This window comes from Scleromatobacter humisilvae, from assembly GCF_023231945.1.
Classification (GTDB): domain Bacteria; phylum Pseudomonadota; class Gammaproteobacteria; order Burkholderiales; family Burkholderiaceae_C; genus Scleromatobacter; species Scleromatobacter humisilvae.
In genome coordinates, this window is sequence record NZ_JAJLJH010000013.1 from 1 (window position 1) to 22229 (window position 22229).

At 69.0% G+C, this 22229-nt stretch carries 21 protein-coding genes; 3 read left to right on the plus strand and 18 right to left on the minus strand.

Annotated features, from left to right (window positions below; genetic code table 11):
* From LPC04_RS26170 to purN, 11 genes are all read right to left on the minus strand, one after another.
* On the minus strand, nucleotides 1-645 hold a 645-nt coding region (locus LPC04_RS26170; RefSeq protein WP_420854774.1), incomplete at its 3' end, for a type IV pilus assembly protein FimV.
* 333 nt (nucleotides 646-978) lie between these two features.
* Nucleotides 979-2106: an aspartate-semialdehyde dehydrogenase gene (asd, locus tag LPC04_RS26175; protein WP_275685272.1), complete on the minus strand. Its 1128-nt coding sequence runs from the start codon at nucleotides 2104-2106 to the stop codon at nucleotides 979-981.
* A gap of 145 nt (nucleotides 2107-2251) precedes the next feature.
* Nucleotides 2252-3370 (minus strand): 3-isopropylmalate dehydrogenase, encoded by a 1119-nt coding sequence (gene leuB / locus LPC04_RS26180; RefSeq protein ID WP_275685273.1) that lies wholly within the window; start codon nucleotides 3368-3370, stop codon nucleotides 2252-2254.
* Nucleotide 3371: 1 nt separating this feature from the next.
* Nucleotides 3372-3716, minus strand: coding sequence for a hypothetical protein (locus LPC04_RS26185; RefSeq protein ID WP_275685274.1), 345 nt, complete (start codon nucleotides 3714-3716; stop codon nucleotides 3372-3374).
* A 6-nt stretch (nucleotides 3717-3722) separates the two neighbouring features.
* On the minus strand, nucleotides 3723-4373 hold the full coding sequence (gene leuD, locus LPC04_RS26190) for a 3-isopropylmalate dehydratase small subunit (RefSeq protein WP_275685275.1): 651 nt from the start codon (nucleotides 4371-4373) through the stop codon (nucleotides 3723-3725).
* Nucleotides 4374-4383: 10 nt separating this feature from the next.
* A complete protein-coding gene (leuC, locus tag LPC04_RS26195; RefSeq protein WP_275685276.1) occupies nucleotides 4384-5796 on the minus strand; it encodes a 3-isopropylmalate dehydratase large subunit in 1413 nt (470 codons plus the stop codon).
* 14 nt (nucleotides 5797-5810) lie between these two features.
* On the minus strand, nucleotides 5811-6755 hold the full coding sequence (locus LPC04_RS26200; RefSeq protein ID WP_275685277.1) for a LysR family transcriptional regulator: 945 nt from the start codon (nucleotides 6753-6755) through the stop codon (nucleotides 5811-5813).
* 406 nt (nucleotides 6756-7161) lie between these two features.
* Nucleotides 7162-7353, minus strand: coding sequence for a hypothetical protein (locus LPC04_RS26205; protein WP_275685278.1), 192 nt, complete (start codon nucleotides 7351-7353; stop codon nucleotides 7162-7164).
* A 232-nt stretch (nucleotides 7354-7585) separates the two neighbouring features.
* Entirely contained in the window at nucleotides 7586-8812 is a 1227-nt protein-coding gene (locus tag LPC04_RS26210; protein WP_275685279.1) for a DesA family fatty acid desaturase, read from the minus strand.
* A gap of 206 nt (nucleotides 8813-9018) precedes the next feature.
* Complete coding sequence (locus LPC04_RS26215; protein WP_275685280.1) at nucleotides 9019-10278, minus strand: RsmB/NOP family class I SAM-dependent RNA methyltransferase; 1260 nt, start codon at nucleotides 10276-10278, stop codon at nucleotides 9019-9021.
* A gap of 115 nt (nucleotides 10279-10393) precedes the next feature.
* Complete coding sequence (gene purN, locus LPC04_RS26220; RefSeq protein WP_275685281.1) at nucleotides 10394-11023, minus strand: phosphoribosylglycinamide formyltransferase; 630 nt, start codon at nucleotides 11021-11023, stop codon at nucleotides 10394-10396.
* A gap of 109 nt (nucleotides 11024-11132) precedes the next feature.
* On the opposite strand from purN, the gene LPC04_RS26225 reads away from it, so the two are divergent.
* Entirely contained in the window at nucleotides 11133-12341 is a 1209-nt protein-coding gene (locus LPC04_RS26225) for a tryptophan--tRNA ligase (RefSeq protein ID WP_275685282.1), read from the plus strand.
* Nucleotides 12342-12361: 20 nt separating this feature from the next.
* Complete coding sequence (locus LPC04_RS26230; RefSeq protein ID WP_275685396.1) at nucleotides 12362-12817, plus strand: DUF3717 domain-containing protein; 456 nt, start codon at nucleotides 12362-12364, stop codon at nucleotides 12815-12817.
* 166 nt (nucleotides 12818-12983) lie between these two features.
* Here LPC04_RS26230 and LPC04_RS26235 read toward each other — a convergent pair whose 3' ends face one another.
* Together LPC04_RS26235 and LPC04_RS26240 are read right to left on the minus strand one after the other, a co-directional pair.
* Nucleotides 12984-14387: a sensor histidine kinase gene (locus LPC04_RS26235; protein WP_275685283.1), complete on the minus strand. Its 1404-nt coding sequence runs from the start codon at nucleotides 14385-14387 to the stop codon at nucleotides 12984-12986.
* A 70-nt stretch (nucleotides 14388-14457) separates the two neighbouring features.
* The gene (locus LPC04_RS26240) at nucleotides 14458-15162 is read right to left on the minus strand and encodes a response regulator (RefSeq protein WP_275685284.1); all 705 of its coding nucleotides are present in this window, start codon (nucleotides 15160-15162) and stop codon (nucleotides 14458-14460) included.
* A 315-nt stretch (nucleotides 15163-15477) separates the two neighbouring features.
* Here LPC04_RS26240 and LPC04_RS26245 point away from each other — a divergent pair, with 315 nt between their 5' ends.
* Entirely contained in the window at nucleotides 15478-16314 is an 837-nt protein-coding gene (locus LPC04_RS26245; RefSeq protein ID WP_275685285.1) for an urease accessory protein UreD, read from the plus strand.
* A 55-nt stretch (nucleotides 16315-16369) separates the two neighbouring features.
* Here the strand turns inward: LPC04_RS26245 and urtE are convergent, their stop codons facing one another.
* From urtE to urtA, 5 genes are all read right to left on the minus strand, one after another.
* Nucleotides 16370-17062 (minus strand): urea ABC transporter ATP-binding subunit UrtE, encoded by a 693-nt coding sequence (urtE, locus tag LPC04_RS26250; RefSeq protein ID WP_275685286.1) that lies wholly within the window; start codon nucleotides 17060-17062, stop codon nucleotides 16370-16372.
* 3 nt (nucleotides 17063-17065) lie between these two features.
* Nucleotides 17066-17938: an urea ABC transporter ATP-binding protein UrtD gene (gene urtD / locus LPC04_RS26255; protein WP_275685287.1), complete on the minus strand. Its 873-nt coding sequence runs from the start codon at nucleotides 17936-17938 to the stop codon at nucleotides 17066-17068.
* Nucleotides 17935-19071: an urea ABC transporter permease subunit UrtC gene (gene urtC / locus LPC04_RS26260; protein WP_275685288.1), complete on the minus strand. Its 1137-nt coding sequence runs from the start codon at nucleotides 19069-19071 to the stop codon at nucleotides 17935-17937. Before urtC ends, urtD begins: the two co-directional genes overlap by 4 nt.
* A gap of 70 nt (nucleotides 19072-19141) precedes the next feature.
* Complete coding sequence (gene urtB / locus LPC04_RS26265) at nucleotides 19142-20743, minus strand: urea ABC transporter permease subunit UrtB (RefSeq protein ID WP_275685289.1); 1602 nt, start codon at nucleotides 20741-20743, stop codon at nucleotides 19142-19144.
* 7 nt (nucleotides 20744-20750) lie between these two features.
* A complete protein-coding gene (urtA, locus tag LPC04_RS26270; RefSeq protein WP_275685290.1) occupies nucleotides 20751-22025 on the minus strand; it encodes an urea ABC transporter substrate-binding protein in 1275 nt (424 codons plus the stop codon).
* Nucleotides 22026-22229: the final 204 nt, after the last annotated feature.

Sequence of the window (22229 nt, forward strand, 5' to 3'; positions counted from 1 at the left end):
GGGCGGCGGCGCGAGCGCCACCTGCGGGGCCGGCGCGGGCGCGGCCGGCGCGCGCGCGACCGGCGGCGGCGACGCGAACACCGGCGCGGTGGCCGTCGTGCCCGGCTGGGCGGCGGTGTTGCGGCCCGGCGGGTCGATCAGCAGCGTATAGGAGCGGGTCAGCTTGCCGGTGGCCCACTGGAAGTCGACGATGACGTCGATGAAGGGTTCCTGGACGACCTTGTCGCTGGACAGCACCAGCACCGGGCGGCCGTCGGCGCGGCGCTGCAGCGTGACCGTGGCGCCGTTGAGGACCGCGTTGTATTCGACGCCGGAGGCCTTGAAGGCGTCGGGCGAGGCGAGGTTCACGTGCAGGGAGGAAGCCTCTTCCGCACTCAGGCTCGTCACTTCGATTTCAGCGCGCAGGGCCTCGCCCAGAACGGATTGCACGTTCACGCGCCCCAGCCCCAGCGCCGAGGCGCCGGTCGACAGGAGGACCAGGGCCGCAGCGGCCATGACGTTCAGCGCGCGACCAGTGGTGACCAACGAGCGATTCTTCAATTTGTATCCCGAATGCGAAATGGCGATGCCTGCAACATCGCCTTGAATGACAGGTCTCTCGACGAGTTCATCGGTATCTGGCGCAGCCGCTGAAGCCTGCGTCACACTTGGAAAAGACCATAGCACCAGGCAGATACGCCGACAAGCTCATCCATTGACTCGCCGTCGATGCAACTGTCCGCCGTTTTGGCCTCGACCCGCCCGAATATTCTCGCACCTAGTCGCCGGGTTTAACCAGCGCAGGCGCGCATTTTGCCTGCGTCGCGGCCCACCGCAAGCGCAGAGTTAACCCCGAAATACTCGAATAAGCCACGGACGAGCCTAAATCCTGCCGGGAAGACGCGCTGCAGTGGTAACAAGATATTTCGTCTGTAGGGTTTGGCGCGCGCGCAACGCTCTCCCGAACCTTGCGCGCCCCAAAACGCCCGCCGGCGTGGATTACTTGTCGAGAAGAATCCGCAGCATGCGGCGCAGCGGCTCGGCCGCGCCCCACAGCAATTGGTCGCCGATCGTGAATGCGCCGAGATATTCCGGGCCCATCGCGAGTTTGCGCAGGCGGCCGACGGGAATCGTCATCGTGCCGGTGACAGCCACCGGCGTCAGGTCGCGCAAGGTGGCTTCGCGATTATTCGGAACCACCTTCACCCAGGCGTTGTCGGCGGCGATCATCGCCTCGATGTCGGCCAGCGGCACGTCCTTCTTCAACTTGAAAGTGAGGGCCTGGCTGTGGCAGCGCATCGCGCCGACGCGCACGCAGAAACCATCGACGGGAACCGCCGGCGTGCCGAAACCCTCGCCCTGGCCGAGAATCTTGTTGGTCTCGGCCATGCCCTTCCATTCCTCCTTGGACACGCCGTTGCCCAGATCCTTGTCGATCCAGGGAATCAGCGAGCCGCCCAGCGGGACGCCGAAATTCTTCGTTTCCTCGGCCGACAGGCCGCGCTGCGTCTCGGCGACCAGGCGGTCGATCTCCAGGATCGCGCTCTTGGGATCGTCCAGCAGCGAGCGAACCGAGGCGTTGAGCCTGCCGTACTGCGTCAGCAGCTCGCGCATGTGCTGCGCGCCGCCACCCGATGCGGCCTGGTAGGTCTGGGTGCTCATCCACTCGACGAGGCCGGCCTTGTACAGCGCGCCCACGCCCATCAGCATGCAGCTGACGGTGCAGTTGCCGCCGATCCAGTTGCGGCCGCCCTTGGCGAGCGCGTTCTTGATGACGGGCATGTTGACCGGGTCCAGAACGATGACGGCGTCGTCGGTCATGCGCAGCGAGGACGCCGCGTCGATCCAGTGGCCGTTCCAGCCCGCCGCGCGCAGCTTCGGGAAGACCTCGGTGGTGTAGTCGCCGCCCTGGCAGGTGATGACGATGTCGCAGCGCTTGAGCGCGTCGATGTCGAACGCGTCCTTCAACGTCGTCTCGTTCTTCGCCTGCGCCGGGGCCTTGCCGCCCACCGCGCTGGTCGAGAAGAACACCGGTTCGATCAGCGCGAAGTCGCCTTCGGCCTGCATCCGGTCCATCAGCACCGAGCCGACCATGCCGCGCCAGCCTACGAGTCCTACCAATGCCATGTCGTTCGCCTTGTCGCGTGCCCTGCACGCATTGAACTTGTCGATCATCGGCTCCGGGGAGCCACCGCTTGTCCTGCTTCCCGCCCTGCGACTCGTGTCGCCTGGGGTTCTCGTGGAGGAAGCAGGGGCGAAGCGAGTCGGAGCGTCAGCTCGTGGTTTTGATCGTGGTGGTGGTCTTGGTGCGAATGGCGGCGACGACGGCGTCGCCCATCTCGCGCGTGCCCACCGTGCGCATGCCCGCGGATGCGATGTCCGTGGTCCGCAGGCCCGACTCCAGCACGGCGCTCACCGCGGACTCGATACGGTCGGCGGCGTCGGCTTGTCGGAGCGTGTAGCGGAGCATCATGGCGGCTGACAATATTGTAGCCAGAGGATTGGCAATTCCCTTGCCGGCGATGTCCGGGGCGCTGCCGTGGCTGGGCTCGTACAGGCCCTTGTTGCTGGCGTCCAACGAGGCCGACGGCAGCATGCCGATCGAGCCGGTCAGCATCGCGGCCTCGTCCGACAGGATGTCGCCGAACATGTTGCCGGTGACGACGACGTCCAGCTTCTTCGGCGCCTTGACCAACTGCATCGCCGCGTTGTCGACGTACATGTGGTCGAGCTCGACGTCCGGGTACTGCGCGTGCACCTCGGTGACGACGTCGCGCCAGAACTGGAAGGTCTCCAGCACGTTGGCCTTGTCGACGCTGGTCACCTTCTTGACGCCGCTCCTTTCGCCGCGTTTTCGCGCCGCCTGGAACGCGACATGGGCGATGCGCTCGATCTCGGGGCGGCTGTAGCGCATCGTGTCGAAGGCTTCGTCGGCGCCCGGAAAGTGGCCGTCGACCGCGGTGCGGCGGCCGCGCGGCTGGCCGAAGTAGATGTCGCCGGTGAGCTCGCGGATGATGAGGATGTCCAGCCCCGACACCAGCTCCGGCTTCAGGCTGGACGCGTGCGTCAGCTGCGGATGGCAGATCGCCGGGCGCAGGTTGGCGAACAGCTGCAGGCTCTTGCGCAGGCCCAGGATCGCCTGCTCCGGGCGCAGGTGGCGCTCGAGCTTGTCGTACTTCCAGTCGCCGACGGCGCCGAACAGCACGGCGTCGGCCGCCTTCGCCAGCGCCAGCGTCGACTCCGGCAGCGGATGGCCGTGGTTGGCGTACGCGGTGCCGCCGACGTCGGCCGACTCCATTTCGAACGGCAGCTCCAGCGCGTGGAGCACCTTGACGGCCTCGTCGATGATCTCGGGGCCGATGCCGTCGCCCGGCAGGATTGCGATCTTCATGTCAGTGCTCGGATTCGGTTTCGGTTTCGGAAGGTTCGGTGTCGGAAGTGTCGGCGAGCCAGTGCGACAACGTGTGCTCGCAGGTCTTCATGACGACGTAGGCCAGCATGGCGAGGTAGCCGTCGACGACCAGCTCGATCAGCTGCCGCGCGCCGCCGTCGGCCAGCGCCATCGCGCCGTTGTCGAGGATCAGCTCGGCGTTCGCGCGCAGCACGTGCAGCAGGTTCAGCGTCACCATTCCGAAGCAGAAGAACGCCAGGCCCAGCACGACGAAGGTCAGCCACGGGCGCGTCAGCACGACGCGCTGGAAGTGGCGTCGCAGGTGCAGCGCACGCGGCAGGGGCATCGCCTGTCAGCCCACCAGCCGGTTGGCGAGCCACGGCATCTTCGCGAGGCGCTCGGCCTCGAAGCCGCGGATCTTGTCGGCGTGGCGCAGCGTCAGCCCGATGTCGTCGAAGCCGTTGACCAGGCAGTACTTGCGGAACGGCTGCACGTCGAACGGGATCTCCGCGCCGTCGGGCTTGACGACGACCTGGCGCGGCAGGTCGATCGTCAGCCGATAGCCGGGGAACGCGGCGACCTCGTCGAACAACTGCGCGATCGCCGACTCCGGCAGCACGATGGGCAGCAGGCCGCTCTTGAAGCAGTTGGTGAAGAAGATGTCGGCGAAGCTCGGCGCGAGGATCGCGCGGAAGCCGTACTGGTCGAGCGCCCACGGCGCGTGCTCGCGGCTCGAGCCGCAGCCGAAGTTGCGGCGCGCGAGCAGCACCGACGCGCCCTGGTAGCGCGGCTGGTTCAGCACGAAGTCGGGGTTGGGCTGGCGCGAGGCCGGGTCCTGGCCCGGCTCGCCCGGATCGAGGTAGCGCCACTCGTCGAACAGGTTCGGGCCGAAGCCGGTGCGCTGGATCGACTTGAGGAACTGCTTGGGGATGATCGCGTCGGTGTCGACGTTCTCGCGGTTCATCGGGGCGACGACGCCCGTGTGCAACGTGAAGGCCTGCATGGCGTGATCCTCAGATGAAGCGACGCGCGTCGACGAAATGGCCGTGCAGCGCCGCGGCCGCGGCCATCGCCGGGCTCACCAGGTGCGTGCGGCCGCCGGCGCCCTGCCGGCCTTCGAAGTTGCGGTTGCTGGTCGACGCGCAGCGCTCGCCCGGCTCGAGCCGGTCGGCGTTCATCGCGAGACACATCGAGCAGCCCGGCTCGCGCCATTCGAAACCGGCGCTGGTGAAGACCTTGTCCAGCCCTTCGCGTTCGGCTTGTTCCTTGACCAGGCCGGAGCCCGGCACGACCAGCGCCAGACGCACGTTGCTCGCGATGCGGCCGCCGACCTTGCGCACGACGGCGGCCGCGTCGCGCAGGTCCTCGATGCGGCTGTTGGTGCACGAGCCGATGAAGACCTTGTCGATGCGGATGTCGGCGATGGCCTTGTTCGGCTCCAGCGCCATGTAGGTGAGCGCGCGCTCCATCGCGCCGCGCTTGACGTCGTCCTTCTCGCGCTCGGGATCGGGCACGCGGTCCTCGATGGACAGCACCATCTCCGGCGACGTGCCCCAGGTGACCTGCGGGCGGATCGTCGCGGCGTCGATGTCGACGACGCGATCGAAGTGCGCGCCCGCGTCCGAGTGCAGGTGGCGCCACTGCGCGACGGCCTGGTCCCACTCGACGCCGACCGGCGAGAACGGCCGGCCCTTGACGTAGGCCAGCGTCGTGTCGTCCACCGCCACCAGCCCGGCGCGCGCGCCCGCCTCGATGGCCATGTTGCACACCGTCATGCGGCCTTCCATCGACAGCGCGCGGATCGCCGCGCCGCCGAACTCGATCGTGTAGCCGGTCCCCCCCGCCGTACCGATCTGGCCGATGATGGCCAGCACGATGTCCTTGGCGCTGCAGCCGCGCGGCAGCGTGCCCTCCACGCGCACCAGCAGGTTCTTCGCCTTCTTCGCCAGCAGCGTCTGCGTGGCGAGCACGTGCTCCACCTCGCTGGTGCCGATGCCGTGCGCCAGCGCGCCGAACGCGCCGTGCGTCGACGTGTGGCTGTCGCCGCAGACCACCGTCATGCCGGGCAGCGTGGCGCCCTGCTCCGGCCCGATGACGTGCACGATGCCTTGGCGCTTGTCGTTCATCTTGAACTGCGTCACGCCCAGGCGGTCGCAATTCGCGTCGAGCGTGTCGACCTGCAGCTTCGAGGTCGGATCCGCGATGCCGCCGCGGCGATCCGTCGTCGGCACGTTGTGGTCGCTCACCGCGAGGTTGGCCGACAGACGCCAGACCTTGCGCTGCGCGATGTCCAGGCCCTCGAAGGCCTGCGGGCTCGTGACCTCGTGCAGCAGGTGGCGGTCGATGTACAGCAGCGAGGTGCCGTCGTCCTCGGTGTGCAGGACGTGGTCGTCCCAGAGCTTGTCGTAGAGGGTGCGGGCTGTCATGGCAACAAGGCCTTTCAGATGGCGGACGCCTCGCGCGCGCGTGACGCGACGGGCGCGGGCGCGGCGGCGGGCGCAGAAGGAGGACACAGCGCATCGACGAAGCGCTGCACGGCGGCCGGCAGCGAATCGCTCACGCGGGTGGCGAGTAGATAGTCGCGGCGGGCCCAAGGTTCCTCGAGGACCAGCACCTTGATGTCGAACAGCTTGGCGAAGCGCGCGGCGGTGTCGGCCGGCAGCACCGCCACGCCCAGGCCCGCGGCGACGAGCTGGCAGATCGCGTCGAAGCCGCGCACCTGCAGCCGCGCGTTGAGCGTGCGGCCGCGCTCGAGGGCGGACTTCAGCATCAGCTCGTGCGCCGACGCGCCCACGTGGAGACCGACGATGTCGAAGTCCAGCAGGGCATCGAACGGCACCGCGTCGCGTCGCGCCAGCACGTGCTCGCTCGGGACGATCGCCGCCAGCGTGCCGGTGTTGTAGTGGCGCGTGGTCAGGCGCACGTCGGTGCTTGGCCCGACGAAGATGCCCACGTCGGCGCGCCCTTCCGCCACGGCCTGCATCACGTCGGCGCTGGTCTGGTCTTCGAGGCTGACGCGGATGCCCGGGTGGGCGCGGGCGAAGGCGGCGAGATCGGCCGGGAGGCACTCGGAGATGGCGCCGGCGTTGGCGACCACGCGCAGGTGGCCCTTGATGCCGCGCGAGAACTCGACGACCTCGCTCTCCAGCGCGTGCAGCGACGCGTTGAGCGTGCGGATGTGGCGCACCAGCGCGCGCCCGGCCTCGGTCAGGTCGACGCCGCGGGCGCGGCGGTCGAACAGCCCGACCCCCAGGCGCGCCTCGAGGTCGGACAGCCGTTTGCTGGCCGCTGCGAGCGCGAGGTGCTCGCGTTCGGCGCCGCGCGTGATGCTGCGCGTCTCGGCGATGGCGAGGACGAGATTGAGGGTGACGAGATCGAAGCGCATGGAACCGGTCTTTGGCTGACTTGAAGAGACTGCAAGGAAGTCAGCGGTGACTGACGCGGCTCAGCCCGAAACTCTGGACTCACACCGGTAAACGTGGGCCCTAGCTCGGTCCGGAAGCGCCGGATAGGTGTTCCGATCGCCGAGCCGCTGTCGCAATGATGCGCGAAGGGTCGGCGAAGCGCGCGCGGCTGTGATGAATTCAGCCTTCTTCGCAAACGAAGACTGATGGTACTGCGTTCGTCTTCGGTCTGTCGATGTTTTTGCTTGGTCGACGGGGCTGGTCGGGACTGGGCGTTGCGCGTCTTGGCGACCATCGCCACGAACAGACGAAAAAAAGCCCCGCGCAAGGAAGGCAGGGCTCGAACGGAGCATGAAGCGCCAGGACTGGCGCGCAGCTCTGGAGGTATCAGGCGTTCGCGCGATGACCGATGACGGTCACGTGCTGCACGGCCACATGCGTCTGGCCGTAGGGCGCCATGGCCAGAGCATCCGCCGCTGCGTACTGCCTGGTCGCGATGCCGTTCATGCCGGCGACGATGGCCAGGGTCATGAGGACGGAAAGGACGACGGCGGCGGCTTGGGGGGTGGTCTTGGTCATGGTGGGCTCCTGGTGTCTGGTGGGTTGGTTCGGATGCGTTCCGTGATCCGATGTGTGAACTATCGGAGCCCGCGAACGCAGCGCAAACCGCCTTGCGACGAGTCTCCGGAAAGCCCGCTCCAATTGCCGATTTCGCCGACGAACCGTCAGCGAACACGCCCAAAAGCCGCCATCGCAAGCGCCAGAAACGACAAAGCCCGCCGAAGCGGGCCTTGCAGCGCAGCGGTGAAAGTCAGACCGCCTTGGCGGCCCGCAGCTTGAGCGAGAACTCGCGCAGCGCCTCGATGCCGGATTCCTCGGCCTGCTTGCACCAGGCCTGCAGGTCGGCGACGGCCTGCTCGGCCGACACGTTCGTGCGGGTCCACAGCGCGCGCAGTTCCTCGCGCATCGCCACCAGCTTGCCGAGCTTCTCGGACGTGGCGGCGGCGTCGGCGACCTGGGCTTGCAGGTGGCCGGGGATCTTCTCGACGTCGCGGTGCAGCCAGCGGCGGGCGACGCGCAGGTTGATGCCGTGCGGCGTGTTGTCGGCCCCCTTGTTCTTCAGTGCGGCCAGCTCGGCGGCGCAGGCGCGGCGCAGTTCGCGGGCGTACTTGGCCATCACTTCGTAGCGGTTGGCGATGATGGCTTCCAGCGTCTCGCTGTCGGCCACGGCGCGCACGTCGCCGGTCTTGAGCTGCGGCGCGACCTTGCGCACCTTGGCCCAGCCGATCATCTCCATCGCGCGGATGTAGCCCCAGGCGATGTCGAACTCGAACGGCTTGACCGACAGCTTGGCCGACGTCGGGTACGTGTGGTGGTTGTTGTGGAGCTCTTCGCCGCCGATGATGATGCCCCAGGGCATGATGTTGCGCGACGCGTCGACCGCTTCGAAGTTGCGATAGCCCCAATAGTGGCCGATGCCGTTGATGATGCCGGCGGCGGTGATCGGGATCCACAGCATCTGGACGGCCCAGATGGTGGCGCCGGCGGCGCCGAACAGCATCAGGTCGATGATCATCATCAGCGCGACGCCCTGCCACTGGAAGCGGCTGTAGAGGTTGCGCTCGATCCAGTCGTCCGGCGTGCCGTGGCCGAACTTGGAGATCGTTTCCTTGTTCTTCGACTCGGCGCGGTACATCTCGGCGCCGGTCAGCAGCACGGCCTTGATGCCGCGGGTGACCGGGCTGTGGGGGTCGTCGACCGTCTCGCACTTGGCGTGGTGCTTGCGGTGGATGGCGGCCCATTCCTTGGTGACCATGCCGGTGGTCAGCCACAGCCAGAAGCGGAAGAAGTGCGACGGGATCGGGCCCAGGTCCAGCGCGCGGTGCGCCTGGCAGCGGTGCAGGAAGATGGTGACGGCCGCGATCGTGATGTGCGTGAGCACCAGCGTGACGACGACCATCTGCCACCACGTGGCGTGCAGCAGCCCGTTGGCGAAGAAGTCCACGAACACGTTCACAAAAGTCTGAATCGCTTCCATTGCCTGCCTGTAGTTGCCCGAAAAACGAGCGGGTGCCGAATTGTAGGGGCCCGTGACTAGTCAGGGGCACCAAAATGCGCCCATTACCGGGTTCATTCCGGCCCTGGACGCCTTCTTGAGAGGATTCCCGACGCCGAAAGTTCTGCTCGACGGCGCCGCCGGATGCAGAAAATTCGAATTGTCGAGTCTTATAGTCTGACTTTCGCTCAGGCCTTTTGCCAGGCCGCGGCGAAGAAGCCGTCCATGCCGTGGGCGTGCGGCCAGCTGCGCATGTAGCCGTTCGCGTTGAGCTCGTCCGCGCGTTCGACGCCCGCCGCCTTCAGCAGCTCGCCGGCGTCCAGCAGCTGGAATTCGGGGTGCGCTGCCGAGAAGGCCTCGGCGATCGCCTCGTCCTCGCGGCGCAGCGGGCTGCAGGTCGCGTAGACCAGCCGGCCGCCCGGCTTGAGCATGCGGCAGGCGCTCTCGAGGATCTTGGCCTGCAGCTCGCACAGCTCGTCGATGGCCTTGGCCGACAGGCGCCACTTCAGGTCGGGATTGCGGCGCAGCGTGCCCAGGCCCGAGCACGGGGCGTCGACGAGCACGCGGTCGATCTTGCCCGACAGCCGCTTGACGCGGTCGTCGCGCTCGTTGGTGAGCTGCGCCGGATGCACGTTGGACAGCCCGCTGCGCGCCAGGCGCGGCTTGAGCTTGTCGAGGCGATGGCCGTTGACGTCGAAGGCGTAGAGCCGCCCCGTGGAACGCATCGCGGCGCCGAGCGCCAGCGTCTTGCCGCCGGCACCGGCGCAGAAGTCGACCACCATCTCGCCGCGCTTGGGCGACACCATCGCCGCCAGCAGCTGGCTGCCCTCGTCCTGCACCTCGACGTCGCCGCGCAGGAAGACGTCGGTCTTCTGCAGGGCCGGCTTGCCCTCGACGCGCAGGCCCCACGGCGAATAGGGCGTCGGGGTCGACTCGATCCCGGCCTCGCGCAGCTGGGCCTGGGCCTTGTCGCGGTTGGTCTTGAGCATGTTGACGCGCAGGTCGAGCGGCGCGCTGGCGGACATCGACGCCACGAAGTTCCAGAAGCCCTCGTCGTCGAGGTCGTTCTTGAGCGCGCCGGCGAGCCAGTCGGGCATGTTGTGGCGCAGCTTCTCGGAGAACGAGTTGCGGTCGATCGAGCGCACGCCGTTGAGCCACTGCTGCTCATGCTGGCCCAGGCCGCCGCGGATCAGCGTCTCGTTGCCCTGCCAGGCCAGGATCGCGAGGCGGCGCTCGAGCGCGCCGCTGCCGCTCTGGGCCAGGTGCTGGAACAGCAGGCGCTGGCGCAGCACGGCGTAGGCCGTCTCGGCCAGCGCGTGGCGTTCGCGCGGGCCGAGCTCGCGGTGCTTGCGGAAGAAGTTCGAGACGACGACGTCGGCCGGCATGTCGAGCTTGCCGACCTCGCGCAGCAGTTCGGTGGCGATGTCGAGGAGGGCGTTCGGATGCATGGCGGAAGTCTTTCGCGGTTATCGCTGAAATGAAGCCCGAACGGCGCCGGATGCGCCGCTGGAGCGGGGAAAAATCTTGCGCGCGCGGGCGCTCGTGCGCCCGCGCGGGGGAAAGTCAGGCCAGCCAGCCTTGCGGCTCGCGGCCGCGGTGCGTCACCCGGCCGTCCTTCAATTCGAGCTCGCCCTTGACGAACCAGCCCACCGCTCGCGGATAGAGCTCGTGCTCGGCCGCGAGCACCCGCTTCGCGAGCGAGGCCTCGTCGTCGCCGGCCAGCACCGGCACGACGGCTTGCGCGACGATGGGCCCGTGATCCAGTTGGGCGCTCACGAAATGCACCGTCGCGCCGGCCACCTTGCATCCTTCCTCGATCGCCCGACGATGCGTGTTCAGCCCGGTGAACGACGGCAGCAGCGACGGGTGGATGTTGAGCATCCGGCCTTCGTAGCGCGCCACGAACGCCGGCGTGAGGATGCGCATGAAGCCGGCCAGCACGACCAGATCCGGCGCGTGGCGGTCGATGCGCTCGGCCAGGGCCGCGTCGAACGCCGGGCGGTCGGCGAAGGCCTTGTGGTCCAGCGACTCGGCGGCGATCCCGTGAGCCTGGGCGGACTGCAGGCCGCGGGCCTCGGCGCGGTTGCTGATCACCGCAACCACGCGGCCGGGCCAGTCCTGCGCCTCGGACGCGCGCACGATCGCGTCAAGGTTCGAGCCCTGACCTGAGATCAGGACCACGATTCTCTTCATAGGGCGCGTATTGTAAGGGCTAACCCGGCATTCGGCCCTCCGGGAGATTGGCTTGGCTCACTACAATCCCCGCTCCGCAGCGCCGAAGGCGCCGTTTCGAGAGAGTCCCATGCGAGCCCGCGTCCTGTCCGGCATGCGTCCCACCGGCGCCCTGCACCTCGGCCACTACCACGGCGCCCTGAAGAACTGGGTGCGCCTGCAGCACGAGTACGACAGCTTCTTCTTCGTCGCCGACTGGCACGCGCTCACCACGCACTACGAGGATCGCGAGGTCATCGAGCGCAACGTCTACGACATGGTGATCGACTGGATCGCCGCCGGACTCGACCCGGACCTCTGCACCCTCTTCATCCAGAGCCGCCTGCCCGAGCACGCCGAGCTGTTCACGCTGCTGGCGATGGGCACGCCCACGGCCTGGCTCGAGCGCGTGCCCACGCACAGGGATCAGATCGAGCACCTGTCCGACCGCGACCTCGCCACCTACGGCTTCCTCGGCTACCCGCTGCTGCAGGCGGCCGACATCCTGATCTACAAGGCGGCCTACGTGCCGGTCGGCGAGGACCAGGACTCCCACGTCGAGCTCACGCGCGAGGTCGCGCGCCGCTTCAACCACCTCTACGGCCGCTCGCCGCGCTTCGAGGCCGACGTCGCCGCCGCGCTCGCCAAGCTGCCGCCCGAACAGCAGGAACTTCTGGAGCGCCAGCGCCGCGAGTTCGGCCAGGGCGGCGACGCCGCCGCGCTCGGCAACGGCGAGGCGCTGATCCGGGCGGCGCTCGGCAGCCGCCACGGCTTCAGCGCCGAGGACGGCGAACTGCTGCTGGGACACCTCAAGGGCACCGGCCGCGCCGTGCTGCACGAGCCGCAGGCGCTGCACACCGAGGTCACGAAGCTGCCGGGCCTCGACGGCCAGAAGATGAGCAAGAGCTACGGCAACACGATCGAGATGCGCGAGGAGCCCGCGCAGGTCGAGGCCAAGATCCGCCGGATGCCGACCGACCCGCAGCGCGTGCGCCGCAGCGACCCGGGCGACCCGGCGCGCTGCCCGGTCTGGCAATTCCACCAGGTCTATTCCGACGCCACGACGAAGCAATGGGCGCACGACGGCTGCACCACGGCCGGCATCGGCTGCCTGGACTGCAAGCAGCCCGTGATTGCCGCCATCCTGCGCGAGCAGCAGCCGTGGCGCGAGCGCGCCGAGCAGTACCTCACCAACCCGAAGCACGTGCACTGGATCGTCGAGATGGGCACGGAGCGCGCGCGCACCGTCGCGCGCCAGACGATGAAGGACGTCCGCGACGTCATGGGACTCTCGTATTGACCGCCACTGAACCGATCGCCATGGCCGGCATCCACATCACCGACATCGAGAGCGCCATCAACTGGTGGCGCTCGCGCCATCCGTCGCCCGACGGCATCACGGCCTGTCCCGAGGTGCTGGCGCTCGGCGAGGTGTACGCGCTGATGATCTACTACCGCGAGCACGAGGCCGACGAATTCACGCTGCCCGAGGTGGCGCGCGCGGCCTGGCTGGACTGGTACGCCTCGACGCCGGACGCCCCCTGCATCGCGATCTGCTCGACGTCGCAGGGCGACCACGAGTGCAAGGGCTGCGGCCGCACCTTCGACGAGGTGCAGCACTGGACGGCGATGACGCCCGGCCAGAAGCGCGTGGTCTGGCGCCGCATCACGCTGGAGTCCAGGGCCTGGCGCTTCAACAAGTACGCGGAGCGCGCCGGCCGGGCCACCGGCGAGGACCACCCGGATCCCGCGCAGCTGGACGCCCGCGCCGCCTGAACCCGCGATCGGACCGCGTACGGGGTGGGGTACCGCGGTCCATCAAGGATTCCAGACAGCAGAACTCTTCAGCCCGGTCGACGCGCAGCGCGTGCAGGCGCTGATCGACGAGGCGCGCCAGCCGATGCTCCTGGCGAGCATGGCCGCCGCGGCGGCCTGACGTGCGTCACGCGCGCGCGGCCGCCGGCAGGTTGATCACGAAGCAGCCGCCGCCCTCGGGCGGACGCACGCAGCGGATGCGGCCGTGGTGGCGCTCGACGATCTGGCGCACCAGCGCCAGGCCCAGCCCGACGCCGCCGGCGCGCTCGGCGTGGCCGGGCAGCCGGAAGAACGGTTCGAAGATGCGTTCGCGGAAGGCCTCGGGCACGCCCGGGCCGTTGTCGGTGACGCGGATCTCGACGCCGGCCGCCGCCTTGTCCTCGAGATCGACCCGGATCTCGCCGCCGCCGTAGCGGCGCGCGTTCTCGAGCAGGTTGCGCAGCGCACGGCGCAGCAGGCGTTCCTCGCCGCGCACGCTGGCGCCAGCGCCGTCGACGCTGGCGTCCACGCGCGCGCCCTCCTCCACGGCCAGCGCGAGCAGATCCACGCTCTCGAGATGATCGGGCTCCGGCGCGGCCTCGAGGCGGCTCGCGAGCAGCACCTCGTCGACCAGGCCGTCGAGCTCGGCGATGTCGGTGTTGATCTCGGAGCGCAGGTGCTCGCGCTGCTCGGGCGACGAATCGGCCAGCATGGACGTCGCCATCTTCAGCCGCGCCAGCGGCGAGCGCAGCTCATGGCTGGCGTTGGCGAGCAGGCTCTTGTGCGAGCGCACCAGGGCCTCGACGCGTTCGGCCGCGAGGTTGAAGCTGGTGGCCAGCGTGGCGACCTCGTCGCGGCCTTCCACCGGCACGCGGCGGTCGAGCGCGCCCTGGCCGAAGGCCTCGACGCCGCGCTTGAGCGTCTCGAGCCGCCGCGTCAGCCGGCGGATGAACGGATAGGCGCCCACCGCGATGGCCAGGAACAGCACGACGACCAGCGCCAGCAGGCTCAGGCCCGGCGACACGCCGCGCGGCACCACACCGGCGAACCAGAACGGCGGCGCGCCGCGCGCCTCGCTGACCTGCGGATGGTGCTCGGTGCCGAAGCCGCCGATGTCCTCGTCCGGCGGCCCCGACGGATCGTTGCCCGGCGGCGGCTTGAGCATGTTGGGCCGCATCACGAACAGCGAGCGGCCGTCGTCGAGCTTGATCTGGTAGATCGCGACGTGCATCAGCTGCTTGTCGCCCTCGCGCCGCACGAACGAATCGGACGCGGCGATGCGGTGGCCCTGCTCGTCCTGCAGCGCCATCGGCACGCGCAGGCGCTGCGACCAGTCCTTCAGGGCCTCGGCCTGGACGTCGGGCGGCGCGGCGGCGGCCGGCAACGAGCGCTGGATCAGGTCGCCCCAGGCCGCGATGCGCTCGTTGATCACGGCCTGGTTGCGCACGCGCTCCTGGTCGAGATGGCGCTGCACGAGCCATCCCGACGCGCCGGCGAAGAGCGCCAGCGTGACGATCACGGTGAGCCAGATGCGGAGATAGAGCGAGCGCAAGTCGGACTTTCAGAAACGAAACAGCGCCGGCAAGGCCGACGCTGCGAGCAGGACGCGGAGCGTTGCGGGATCAGGCGTCTTGCTTGCGAGCGAAAAGATAACCGGAGCCGCGCACGGTCAGCACGCGCTTCGGGTTCTTGGGATCTTCCTCGATCACGCTGCGGATGCGCGAGATGTGCACGTCGATCGAGCGGTCGAAGGCCTCCAGCGGATGGCCCTTGAGCGCGTCCATGATCTGGTCGCGGCTCAGCACGCGGCCGGGGCTGCGCGCGAGCACGACCAGCAGGTCGAACTGGTGGCTGGTGAGGTCGCAGCGCACGCCGTCGAGTCGGGCCTCGTGCGCGCCGAGGTCGATCTCGAGCTTGCCGAAGCGCAGCACTTCCTCGTTCACCGGCTCGGGGCTCGCGCGGCGCAGCAGCGCCTTGACGCGCGCCAGCAACTCGCGCGGCTCGAAGGGCTTGGGCAGGTAGTCGTCGGCGCCCAGCTCCAGGCCGACGATGCGGTCGGTGGGCTCGCCGCGCGCGGTCAGCATCATCAGCGGCAGGCGGCGCGTGGCCGGCTGGCCGCGCAGCTCGCGCGTGAAGTCGAGGCCGTCGCCGTCGGGCAGCATCAGGTCCAGCACGAGCGCGTCGTACGCACCCGCGGCCAGGCGCATGCGGCCGTCGGCCAGCGTGCCGGCGGTGTCGACGTCGAAGCCCTGCGTGCGCAGGTAGTCGCCGACCATGCGCGTCAGGCGCGCGTCGTCGTCGATCAGCAGGAGGTGCGGATTGGTCATGGAGGTATGGGCGTTCCGCGAGGAAGTGGCGACAGGGCGGACTCCCTGCGCGGACGGAGCGTAACCGATCGAGTCGAAGGATGTCATCGGGTCAGTCATTCAGGGCGGCGCAGGCCGCGTGCGGGTGGGAGATGCCCGCCGGCGGACCGACGGGACGGCGGCATGGCGCGGCATGAGAAGTCATTGCGGCGATGCTGCCCAGCCGTGGTCAACCGGGCTTGCGTGGCCGGTAAAGATCTGTGAATGGCGGGTGTCCCGGACGCGCTCCGATGTGAGTTACCCTGCCGCATCCCCACTCGACCTTGCCCTTCGCCGATGGCCTGGCACGCAAGCCTGACCCTGGACTACCGCGCCGAGCCCGCCACCGGCGGCACGCGCGCCGACTTCCGCCACGACGGCCCGCTGCGCGTGCTCAAGAGCCTGTTCCCGGAAGGCCCGCAGGTCTGCCACACGGTGATCGTGCATCCACCGGGCGGCATCGTCGGAGGCGACACGCTGGACGTCGCCCTGACGCTCGGCGGCGGCGCCCACGCGCTCGTCACCACGCCCGGCGCGACGCGCTTCTATCGCAGCGGCGGCGCGCGGGCGCTGCAGGCGATCCACGCCCGCGTCGACGGCGGCGGCCGGCTCGAGTGGCTGCCGCTCGAGACGCTGGTGCATTCCGGCGCGCACGCCGACAACCGCATGCGCTTCGAGCTCGCGCCCGGCGCCGAGATGTTCGGCTGGGACTGCGTCGCCCTCGGCCTGCCCGCCGCCGACGCGCCCTTCGTCGCCGGCGACTACCGCCACGACATCGCCGTGGGCCCGCGCTGGCTCGAACGCGGGCGCACGTCCGCGACGGACGCCGCGCTGCTCGATGGCCCGTGCGGCTGGGCAGGCCATCGCGCGCTCGGCACCCTGTGGTTCGCGGCCGGCTCGCCGCTGGCCGAAGATCGCCGCGAAAGGCTGCTCGATGCGGCACGCGAGATCTTCGCGACGCATTCGCTGGCGGCCACCGCGGGCGCGACGTCGCCGCAGCCCGATGTCGTCGCGCTGCGCGTGCTGGCGCCGCGGGTCGAGCCGATCCATGATCTGATGGCGCAGGTCTGGCGCGCGTGGCGTGCGCTGGCGTGGGCGCGCGAGGCGTGCGTGCCGCGGGTGTGGCGCACCTGAACGGCGGCGGGCAGGTGCCAGACCCCTTCGACACCGTCGCGGCCGGCCACTGCCGTCAGACCGACATCAACGTCCTGACGCCATCCGACTCCATCGCCGCCCCCGCGCCGCGTGCCACCACCACGCCGCGCTCCATCACGACGTACGCGTCGGCCAGTTCGGCCGCGAAGTCGTAGAACTGCTCCACCAGGACGATGGCCATGGTCCTGCGGTCGGCGAGCTTGCGGATCACGCGGCCGATGTCCTTGATGACGGACGGCTGGATGCCCTCGGTGGGCTCGTCCAGCAGCAGCAGGCGCGGCCCGGGCGCGAGCGCGCGCGCGATCGCGAGCTGCTGCTGCTGGCCGCCCGAGAGGTCGCCGCCGCGCCGGCTCTTCATCTGCGCGAGCACCGGGAACAGCTCGAACAGCTCGGCCGGCACGTCGCTGCCCGAGGGCATGGAGGCCAGGCCCATGCGCAGGTTGTCCATCACCGTGAGCCGCCCGAAGATCTCGCGGCCCTGCGGCACGTAGCCGACGCCCGATCGCACGCGCTCGTACGGCGCCTTGCCGGCAAGATCCCTGTCGTCGAGCCGTATCGTGCCGGTGCGCGTGGGCACCACGCCCATCAGGCTCTTGAGCAGCGTCGTCTTGCCCACGCCGTTGCGGCCCAGGACAACGGTGACCTCTCCGATCCTGGCCTGCAGCGCGACATCGCGCAGGATGTGCGAGCCGCCGTAGTACTGGTTGAGTCCTTCGACCTGCAGCATCTCTTACCGTCCCAGGTAGACGTCGATGACCTGCGTGTTGGCCTGCACCTCGGCGAGCGTCCCCTCCGCCAGCACCGATCCCTCATGCAGCACGGTCACCTTGCGATGGCCCTGCGTGAGCATGTCGACGAACTTCATGTCGTGCTCGACGACCACCAGCGAGTGCTTGCCGACCAGCGTGAGGAACAGCTCCGCGGTGCGCTCGGTCTCCTCGTCGGTCATGCCGGCCACGGGCTCGTCCAGCAGCAGCAGCGTGGGCTCCTGCGCGAGCAGCATGCCGATCTCCAGCCACTGCTTCTGGCCATGCGACAGCAACCCCGCGATGCGGTGCGCCTCGGGCAGCAGGTGCACCAGCTGCAGGATCTCGGCGATGCGCTCGCGCTGCGGCGGCGACAGCCGCGCGAACAGCGCCGCGCGCACGCCGCGGTCGTTGACCAGCGCGAGCTCGAGGTTCTCGAACACCGACAGCTCCTCGTAGACCGTCGGCTTCTGGAACTTGCGGCAGATGCCGGCCTTGACGATCTGCGGCTCGCGCAGGCGCAGCAGGTCGATGTTGGTGCCGAAGTGCGCGGCGCCGGAGTCGGGCCGCGTCTTGCCGGTGATGACGTCCATCATCGTCGTCTTGCCGGCGCCGTTGGGGCCGATGATGCAGCGCATCTCGCCGACGTCGATCGCCAGCGACAGGTTGTTGAGCGCCTTGAAGCCGTCGAAGCTGACGCTGATCTCGTCGAGGTAGAGCGCGACGCCGTGCGCGAAATCGGGCGTGCTCGCGTGGACGAGGCGGCCGAAGCTGGCGCCACCGGCCGGCGTCGCCGCCGGCTGCTGGTGGTGTCGTTCCAGCAACGCGGCGCCTGCTTCCTGCAGGTCCGGGGTCATGCCTTCACCTCCACGCCCTTCTCTCGCCTCAGCCGATCCCGGATGCCCATGATCCCGCGCGGCAGGAACAGCGTCACCGAGATGAACAGCGCGCCGAGGAAATACAGCCAGAACTCGGGGAAGGCCTGCGTGAACCAGCTCTTGGCGCCGTTGACGAAGAACGCGCCGATGATCGGCCCGACCAGCGTGCCGCGGCCGCCGACCGCCGCCCAGATGGCCATCTCGATCGACGCCGCCGGCGACATCTCGCTCGGGTTGATGATGCCCACCTGCGGCACGTACAGCGCGCCCGCGATGCCGCACATCGTGGCCGACAGCACCCAGATCGACAGCTTGTACTTCAGCGGGTCGTAGCCGGTGAACATGACACGGCTCTCGGCGTCGCGGATCGCCTGCAGCACGCGGCCGTACTTGCTGTGGACGATGGCGCGCGCCAGCAGGTAGAACGCGACCAGCGTCAGGCCGGTCAGCACGAACAGCACCATGCGCGTGGACGGCGCGGCGATGGAGATGCCCAGGATGCGCTTGAAGTCGGTGAAGCCGTTGTTGCCGCCGAAGCCCGTCTCGTTGCGAAAGAACAGGAGCATGCCGGCGAAGGTCAGCGCCTGCGTGATGATCGAGAAGTACACGCCCTTGATGCGCGAACGGAACGCGAACCAGCCGAATACCCCTGCGAGTACCGCCGGCGCCGCGACCACCAGGAACATCTGGAACACGAACGACGCGCTGCCGGCCCAGGTCCACGGCATCGTCTTCCAGTCGAGGAACACCATGAAGTCCGGCAGGTCGCTGCGGTAATTGCCGTCGTGGCCGATCTGGCGCATCAGGTACATGCCCATCGCGTAGCCGCCGAGCGCGAAGTACAGGCCGTGGCCGAGCGACAGGATGCCGGTGTAGCCCCAGATCAGGTCCATCGCCAGCGCGCACATCGCGTAGCACATGATCTTGGCGACCAGCGCGACGCCGTAGTCGCCGAAGTGCAGCGGGTTGCCCGCGGGAACCGCGAGGTTGAGCAGCGGCACCAGCACCGCGATGACGACCAGCGCGCCGACGACGACGCTCCAGCCGCGCGCGCCGAGCAGCAGGCCGCGGCGCGAGTCGGGAAGCAGCTGGACGGGCGAGACAGGCGTCATGTGGGCACCCCTGGCGCTGCGCGCCTCCCCGCCGAGCGGGGGCATTCGCCATTCGGGCGGCCGTGCGGGCTCATGATTCGGCGCTCCGTCCCTTGAGCGCGAACAGCCCCTGCGGCCGCTTCTGGATGAACACGACGATGAAGATCAGCACGAAGATCTTGGCCAGCACCGCGCCGGCCACGCCTTCGAGCACCTTGTTCATCAGGCCCAGCCCGAGCGCCGCGAGCACGGTGCCGGCGAGCTGGCCGACGCCGCCCAGCACCACCACCATGAACGAATCGACGATGTAGCTCTGGCCGAGATCGGGCCCGACGTTGCCGACCTGGCTCAGCGCGCAGCCGGCCATGCCCGCGATGCCCGCGCCGAGCGCGAAGGCCATCGTGTCGATGCGCACGGTGTCGATGCCGGTGCACGAGGCCATGCGCCGGTTCTGCGTCACGCCGCGCACGAACAGGCCGAGCCGCGTGCGGCTGATCAGCAGGAAGGTCGCCAGCAGCACCAGCGCCGCGAACGCGATGATCGCGAGCCGGTTGTAGGGCAGCGTCAGGTTGCTCGCGACGGCGATGCCGCCCGACATCCACGACGGATTCTCGACCTCCACGTTCTGCGCGCCGAACAGCGAGCGCACCACCTGCATCAGCACGAGGCTGATGCCCCAGGTCGCCAGCAGCGTCTCGAGCGGCCGGCCGTACAGGAAGCGGATCACGCCGCGCTCCAGGATCGCGCCGACCGCGGCCGAGACGAGGAAGGACGCGGGGACAGCGACCAGCACGTAGCCGTCGAACAGCCCCGGCGCGAAGTGGCGGAACAGGTTCTGCACACCCCAGGTGGTATAGGCGCCGATCATCATCAGCTCGCCGTGCGCCATGTTGATGACGCCCATCAGGCCGTACGTGATGGCCAGCCCGAGCGCGACCAGCAGCAGGATCGAGCCCAGGCTGATGCCGGTGAACATCACGCCCAGCCGCTCGCCCCACGCGAGGCGGCCGTCGACCTGCACCAGCGCCTGCGCGATCGCGGTGCGCAGCTCGGGATCGGTCTCGGCGTCGGCCGCGAGGCGCGACTGCAGCAGCGCGCGCACGGTGGGCTCGTCGCTGTGCGAGAGGTCGGCGATCGCCTGCCGGCGCTTCGCGCGATCGGGCGACGCGATCTGGACGGCGGCCCGCAGCCGGCCCAGCGCGGCCTTGAGCTTCGCGTCGGGCTCGGACGCGAACGCCTTCTCGACCACCGGCAGCAAGGCCGGATCGGCGGCGCTGCCGGACAGGTCGTCGACGGCCTTGCGGCGCGTCGCCAGGTCCGGCGACAACAGGCGCAGGCCGCTCAGCGCCGTGCCGAGCGCGCCGCGCATGCGGTTGTTGTTGGAGACGTCCTCGGCGTCGTCGGGCAGCGTCGCGGGCTGGCCCGTGACGGCGTCGACGGCCTTGTCGTCGTGGACGACAAAGACGCCGGTCGCCGTCGTCTTCACGGAGTCGTCGAGCAGCGCCTGCGCGAACGTGGCCAGGCCGGGGTCGGCCCGCGCGACCGCGTCCTGCAGCGCCGCGATGCGCGCGTCGCCGTCGCCCACGGCGATCGCGCGCGCCTGGGCCGCGTCGAGCGCCCACGCGGGGGCGGCGACCGCGCCGATCATCGCGACGAGCGCGATGGCGGCGCTACGGAAGATGAGTCGCCGCATGCCCGGCTCACTTCTTTTCCGGCTCGTCCTTCTTGCCCTTGTCTTCCGGAATGTACGGCGACCACGGCTGCGCCTTGATCGGCCCCGGCGTCTTCCACACGACGTTGAACTGGCCGTCCGGCTTGATCTCGCCGATGAAGACGGGCTTGTGCAGGTGGTGGTTCTTCTCGTCCATCGTCGAGACGAAGCCGCCCGGCGCCTTGAACGTCTGGCCGGCCATCGCCGCGATCACCTTGTCGGTGTCGGTGGACTTGGCCTTCTCGACCGCCTGCGCCCACATGTGGATGCCGATGTAGGTGGCCTCCATCGGGTCGTTGGTCAGCGGCTTGTCCTTGTCGCCCGGCAGATTGTTCTTCTTGGCGTAGTCCGACCACTCCTTGATGAAGGCCGTGTTGGTCGGGTTCTTGATCGACATGAAGTAGTTCCATGCCGCGAGGTGGCCGACGAGCGGCTTGGTGTCGACGCCGCGCAGCTCCTCCTCGCCGACCGAGAACGCCACCACCGGCACGTCCGTCGCCTTCAGGCCCTGGTTGCCGAGTTCCTTGTAGAACGGCACGTTGGAATCGCCGTTGATCGTCGAGATCACCGCCGTCTTCTTGCCCTCGCCGGCGAACTTCTTGATCTTGGCGATGATGGACTGGTAGTCGGAGTGGCCGAACGGCGTGTACTCCTCCATGATGTCCTCGTCCTTCACGCCCTTGGAGTGCAGGAACGAACGCAGGATCTTGTTGGTCGTGCGCGGGTAGACGTAGTCGGTGCCCAGCAGGACGAAGCGCTTGGCCGAGCCACCGTCCTTGGACATCAGGTATTCGACCGCGGGGATCGCCTGCTGGTTCGGCGCCGCGCCCGTGTAGAACACGTTCTTGGACAGCTCCTCGCCTTCGTACTGCACCGGGTAGAACAGCAGGCTGTTCAACTCCTCGAACACCGGCAGCACCGACTTGCGCGACACGCTGGTCCAGCAGCCGAACACGACGGCCACGTGATCCTGCGTGATCAGCTGGCGCGCCTTCTCGGCGAACAGCGGCCAGTTCGACGCCGGGTCGACGACCACCGGCTCGAGCTGCTTGCCCAGCACGCCGCCCTTGGCGTTGATCTCGGCGATCGTCATCAGCGCGGTGTCCTTCAACACCGTCTCCGAGATCGCCATCGTGCCGGACAGCGAATGCAGGATGCCGACCTTGATCGTGTCGGCGGCCAGCGCCGGGGTCATCGCGGTCAACGAGGCGAGCGCGGCCAGCGCGCCTAACGTCAGATTGAAGCTGCGGCGGGAAGTGGTCATTCGAGTTCGCTCCTGTTGATGTCCCCGGGTTGCCGAGGACGATGGATGAAGGATAAGCAGCCCGACGGCGCGGCGACATACGACACATGTCGTAGCCGCGACCCGGCACCGCTTCGCAAAGTCGTCTAGACCCTGCCCGCTCCATGGCGGGCCTGCCGACTGCCCTGCGTCCTGAACGGCTGTTCAAAGACCCCAGTGCAACAT

Excerpts from the sequence above, each read along its gene's own strand:
- urtB (WP_275685289.1), bottom strand. The coding sequence starts at position 20,743 with ATGCGGCGACTCATCTTCCGTAGCGCCGCCATCGCGCTCGTCGCGATG.
- LPC04_RS26185 (WP_275685274.1), bottom strand. The coding sequence starts at position 3,716 with ATGCCCCTGCCGCGTGCGCTGCACCTGCGACGCCACTTCCAGCGCGTC.
- LPC04_RS26225 (WP_275685282.1), top strand. The coding sequence starts at position 11,133 with ATGCGAGCCCGCGTCCTGTCCGGCATGCGTCCCACCGGCGCCCTGCAC.
- LPC04_RS26245 (WP_275685285.1), top strand. The coding sequence starts at position 15,478 with ATGGCCTGGCACGCAAGCCTGACCCTGGACTACCGCGCCGAGCCCGCC.
- leuD (WP_275685275.1), bottom strand. The coding sequence starts at position 4,373 with ATGCAGGCCTTCACGTTGCACACGGGCGTCGTCGCCCCGATGAACCGC.
- urtD (WP_275685287.1), bottom strand. The coding sequence starts at position 17,938 with ATGACCCCGGACCTGCAGGAAGCAGGCGCCGCGTTGCTGGAACGACAC.
- asd (WP_275685272.1), bottom strand. The coding sequence starts at position 2,106 with ATGGCATTGGTAGGACTCGTAGGCTGGCGCGGCATGGTCGGCTCGGTG.
- leuB (WP_275685273.1), bottom strand. The coding sequence starts at position 3,370 with ATGAAGATCGCAATCCTGCCGGGCGACGGCATCGGCCCCGAGATCATC.
- LPC04_RS26205 (WP_275685278.1), bottom strand. The coding sequence starts at position 7,353 with ATGACCAAGACCACCCCCCAAGCCGCCGCCGTCGTCCTTTCCGTCCTC.
- urtE (WP_275685286.1), bottom strand. The coding sequence starts at position 17,062 with ATGCTGCAGGTCGAAGGACTCAACCAGTACTACGGCGGCTCGCACATC.
- LPC04_RS26215 (WP_275685280.1), bottom strand. The coding sequence starts at position 10,278 with ATGCATCCGAACGCCCTCCTCGACATCGCCACCGAACTGCTGCGCGAG.
- LPC04_RS26240 (WP_275685284.1), bottom strand. The coding sequence starts at position 15,162 with ATGACCAATCCGCACCTCCTGCTGATCGACGACGACGCGCGCCTGACG.
- purN (WP_275685281.1), bottom strand. The coding sequence starts at position 11,023 with ATGAAGAGAATCGTGGTCCTGATCTCAGGTCAGGGCTCGAACCTTGAC.
- LPC04_RS26200 (WP_275685277.1), bottom strand. The coding sequence starts at position 6,755 with ATGCGCTTCGATCTCGTCACCCTCAATCTCGTCCTCGCCATCGCCGAG.
- urtC (WP_275685288.1), bottom strand. The coding sequence starts at position 19,071 with ATGACGCCTGTCTCGCCCGTCCAGCTGCTTCCCGACTCGCGCCGCGGC.
- leuC (WP_275685276.1), bottom strand. The coding sequence starts at position 5,796 with ATGACAGCCCGCACCCTCTACGACAAGCTCTGGGACGACCACGTCCTG.
- urtA (WP_275685290.1), bottom strand. The coding sequence starts at position 22,025 with ATGACCACTTCCCGCCGCAGCTTCAATCTGACGTTAGGCGCGCTGGCC.
- LPC04_RS26230 (WP_275685396.1), top strand. The coding sequence starts at position 12,362 with ATGGCCGGCATCCACATCACCGACATCGAGAGCGCCATCAACTGGTGG.
- LPC04_RS26210 (WP_275685279.1), bottom strand. The coding sequence starts at position 8,812 with ATGGAAGCGATTCAGACTTTTGTGAACGTGTTCGTGGACTTCTTCGCC.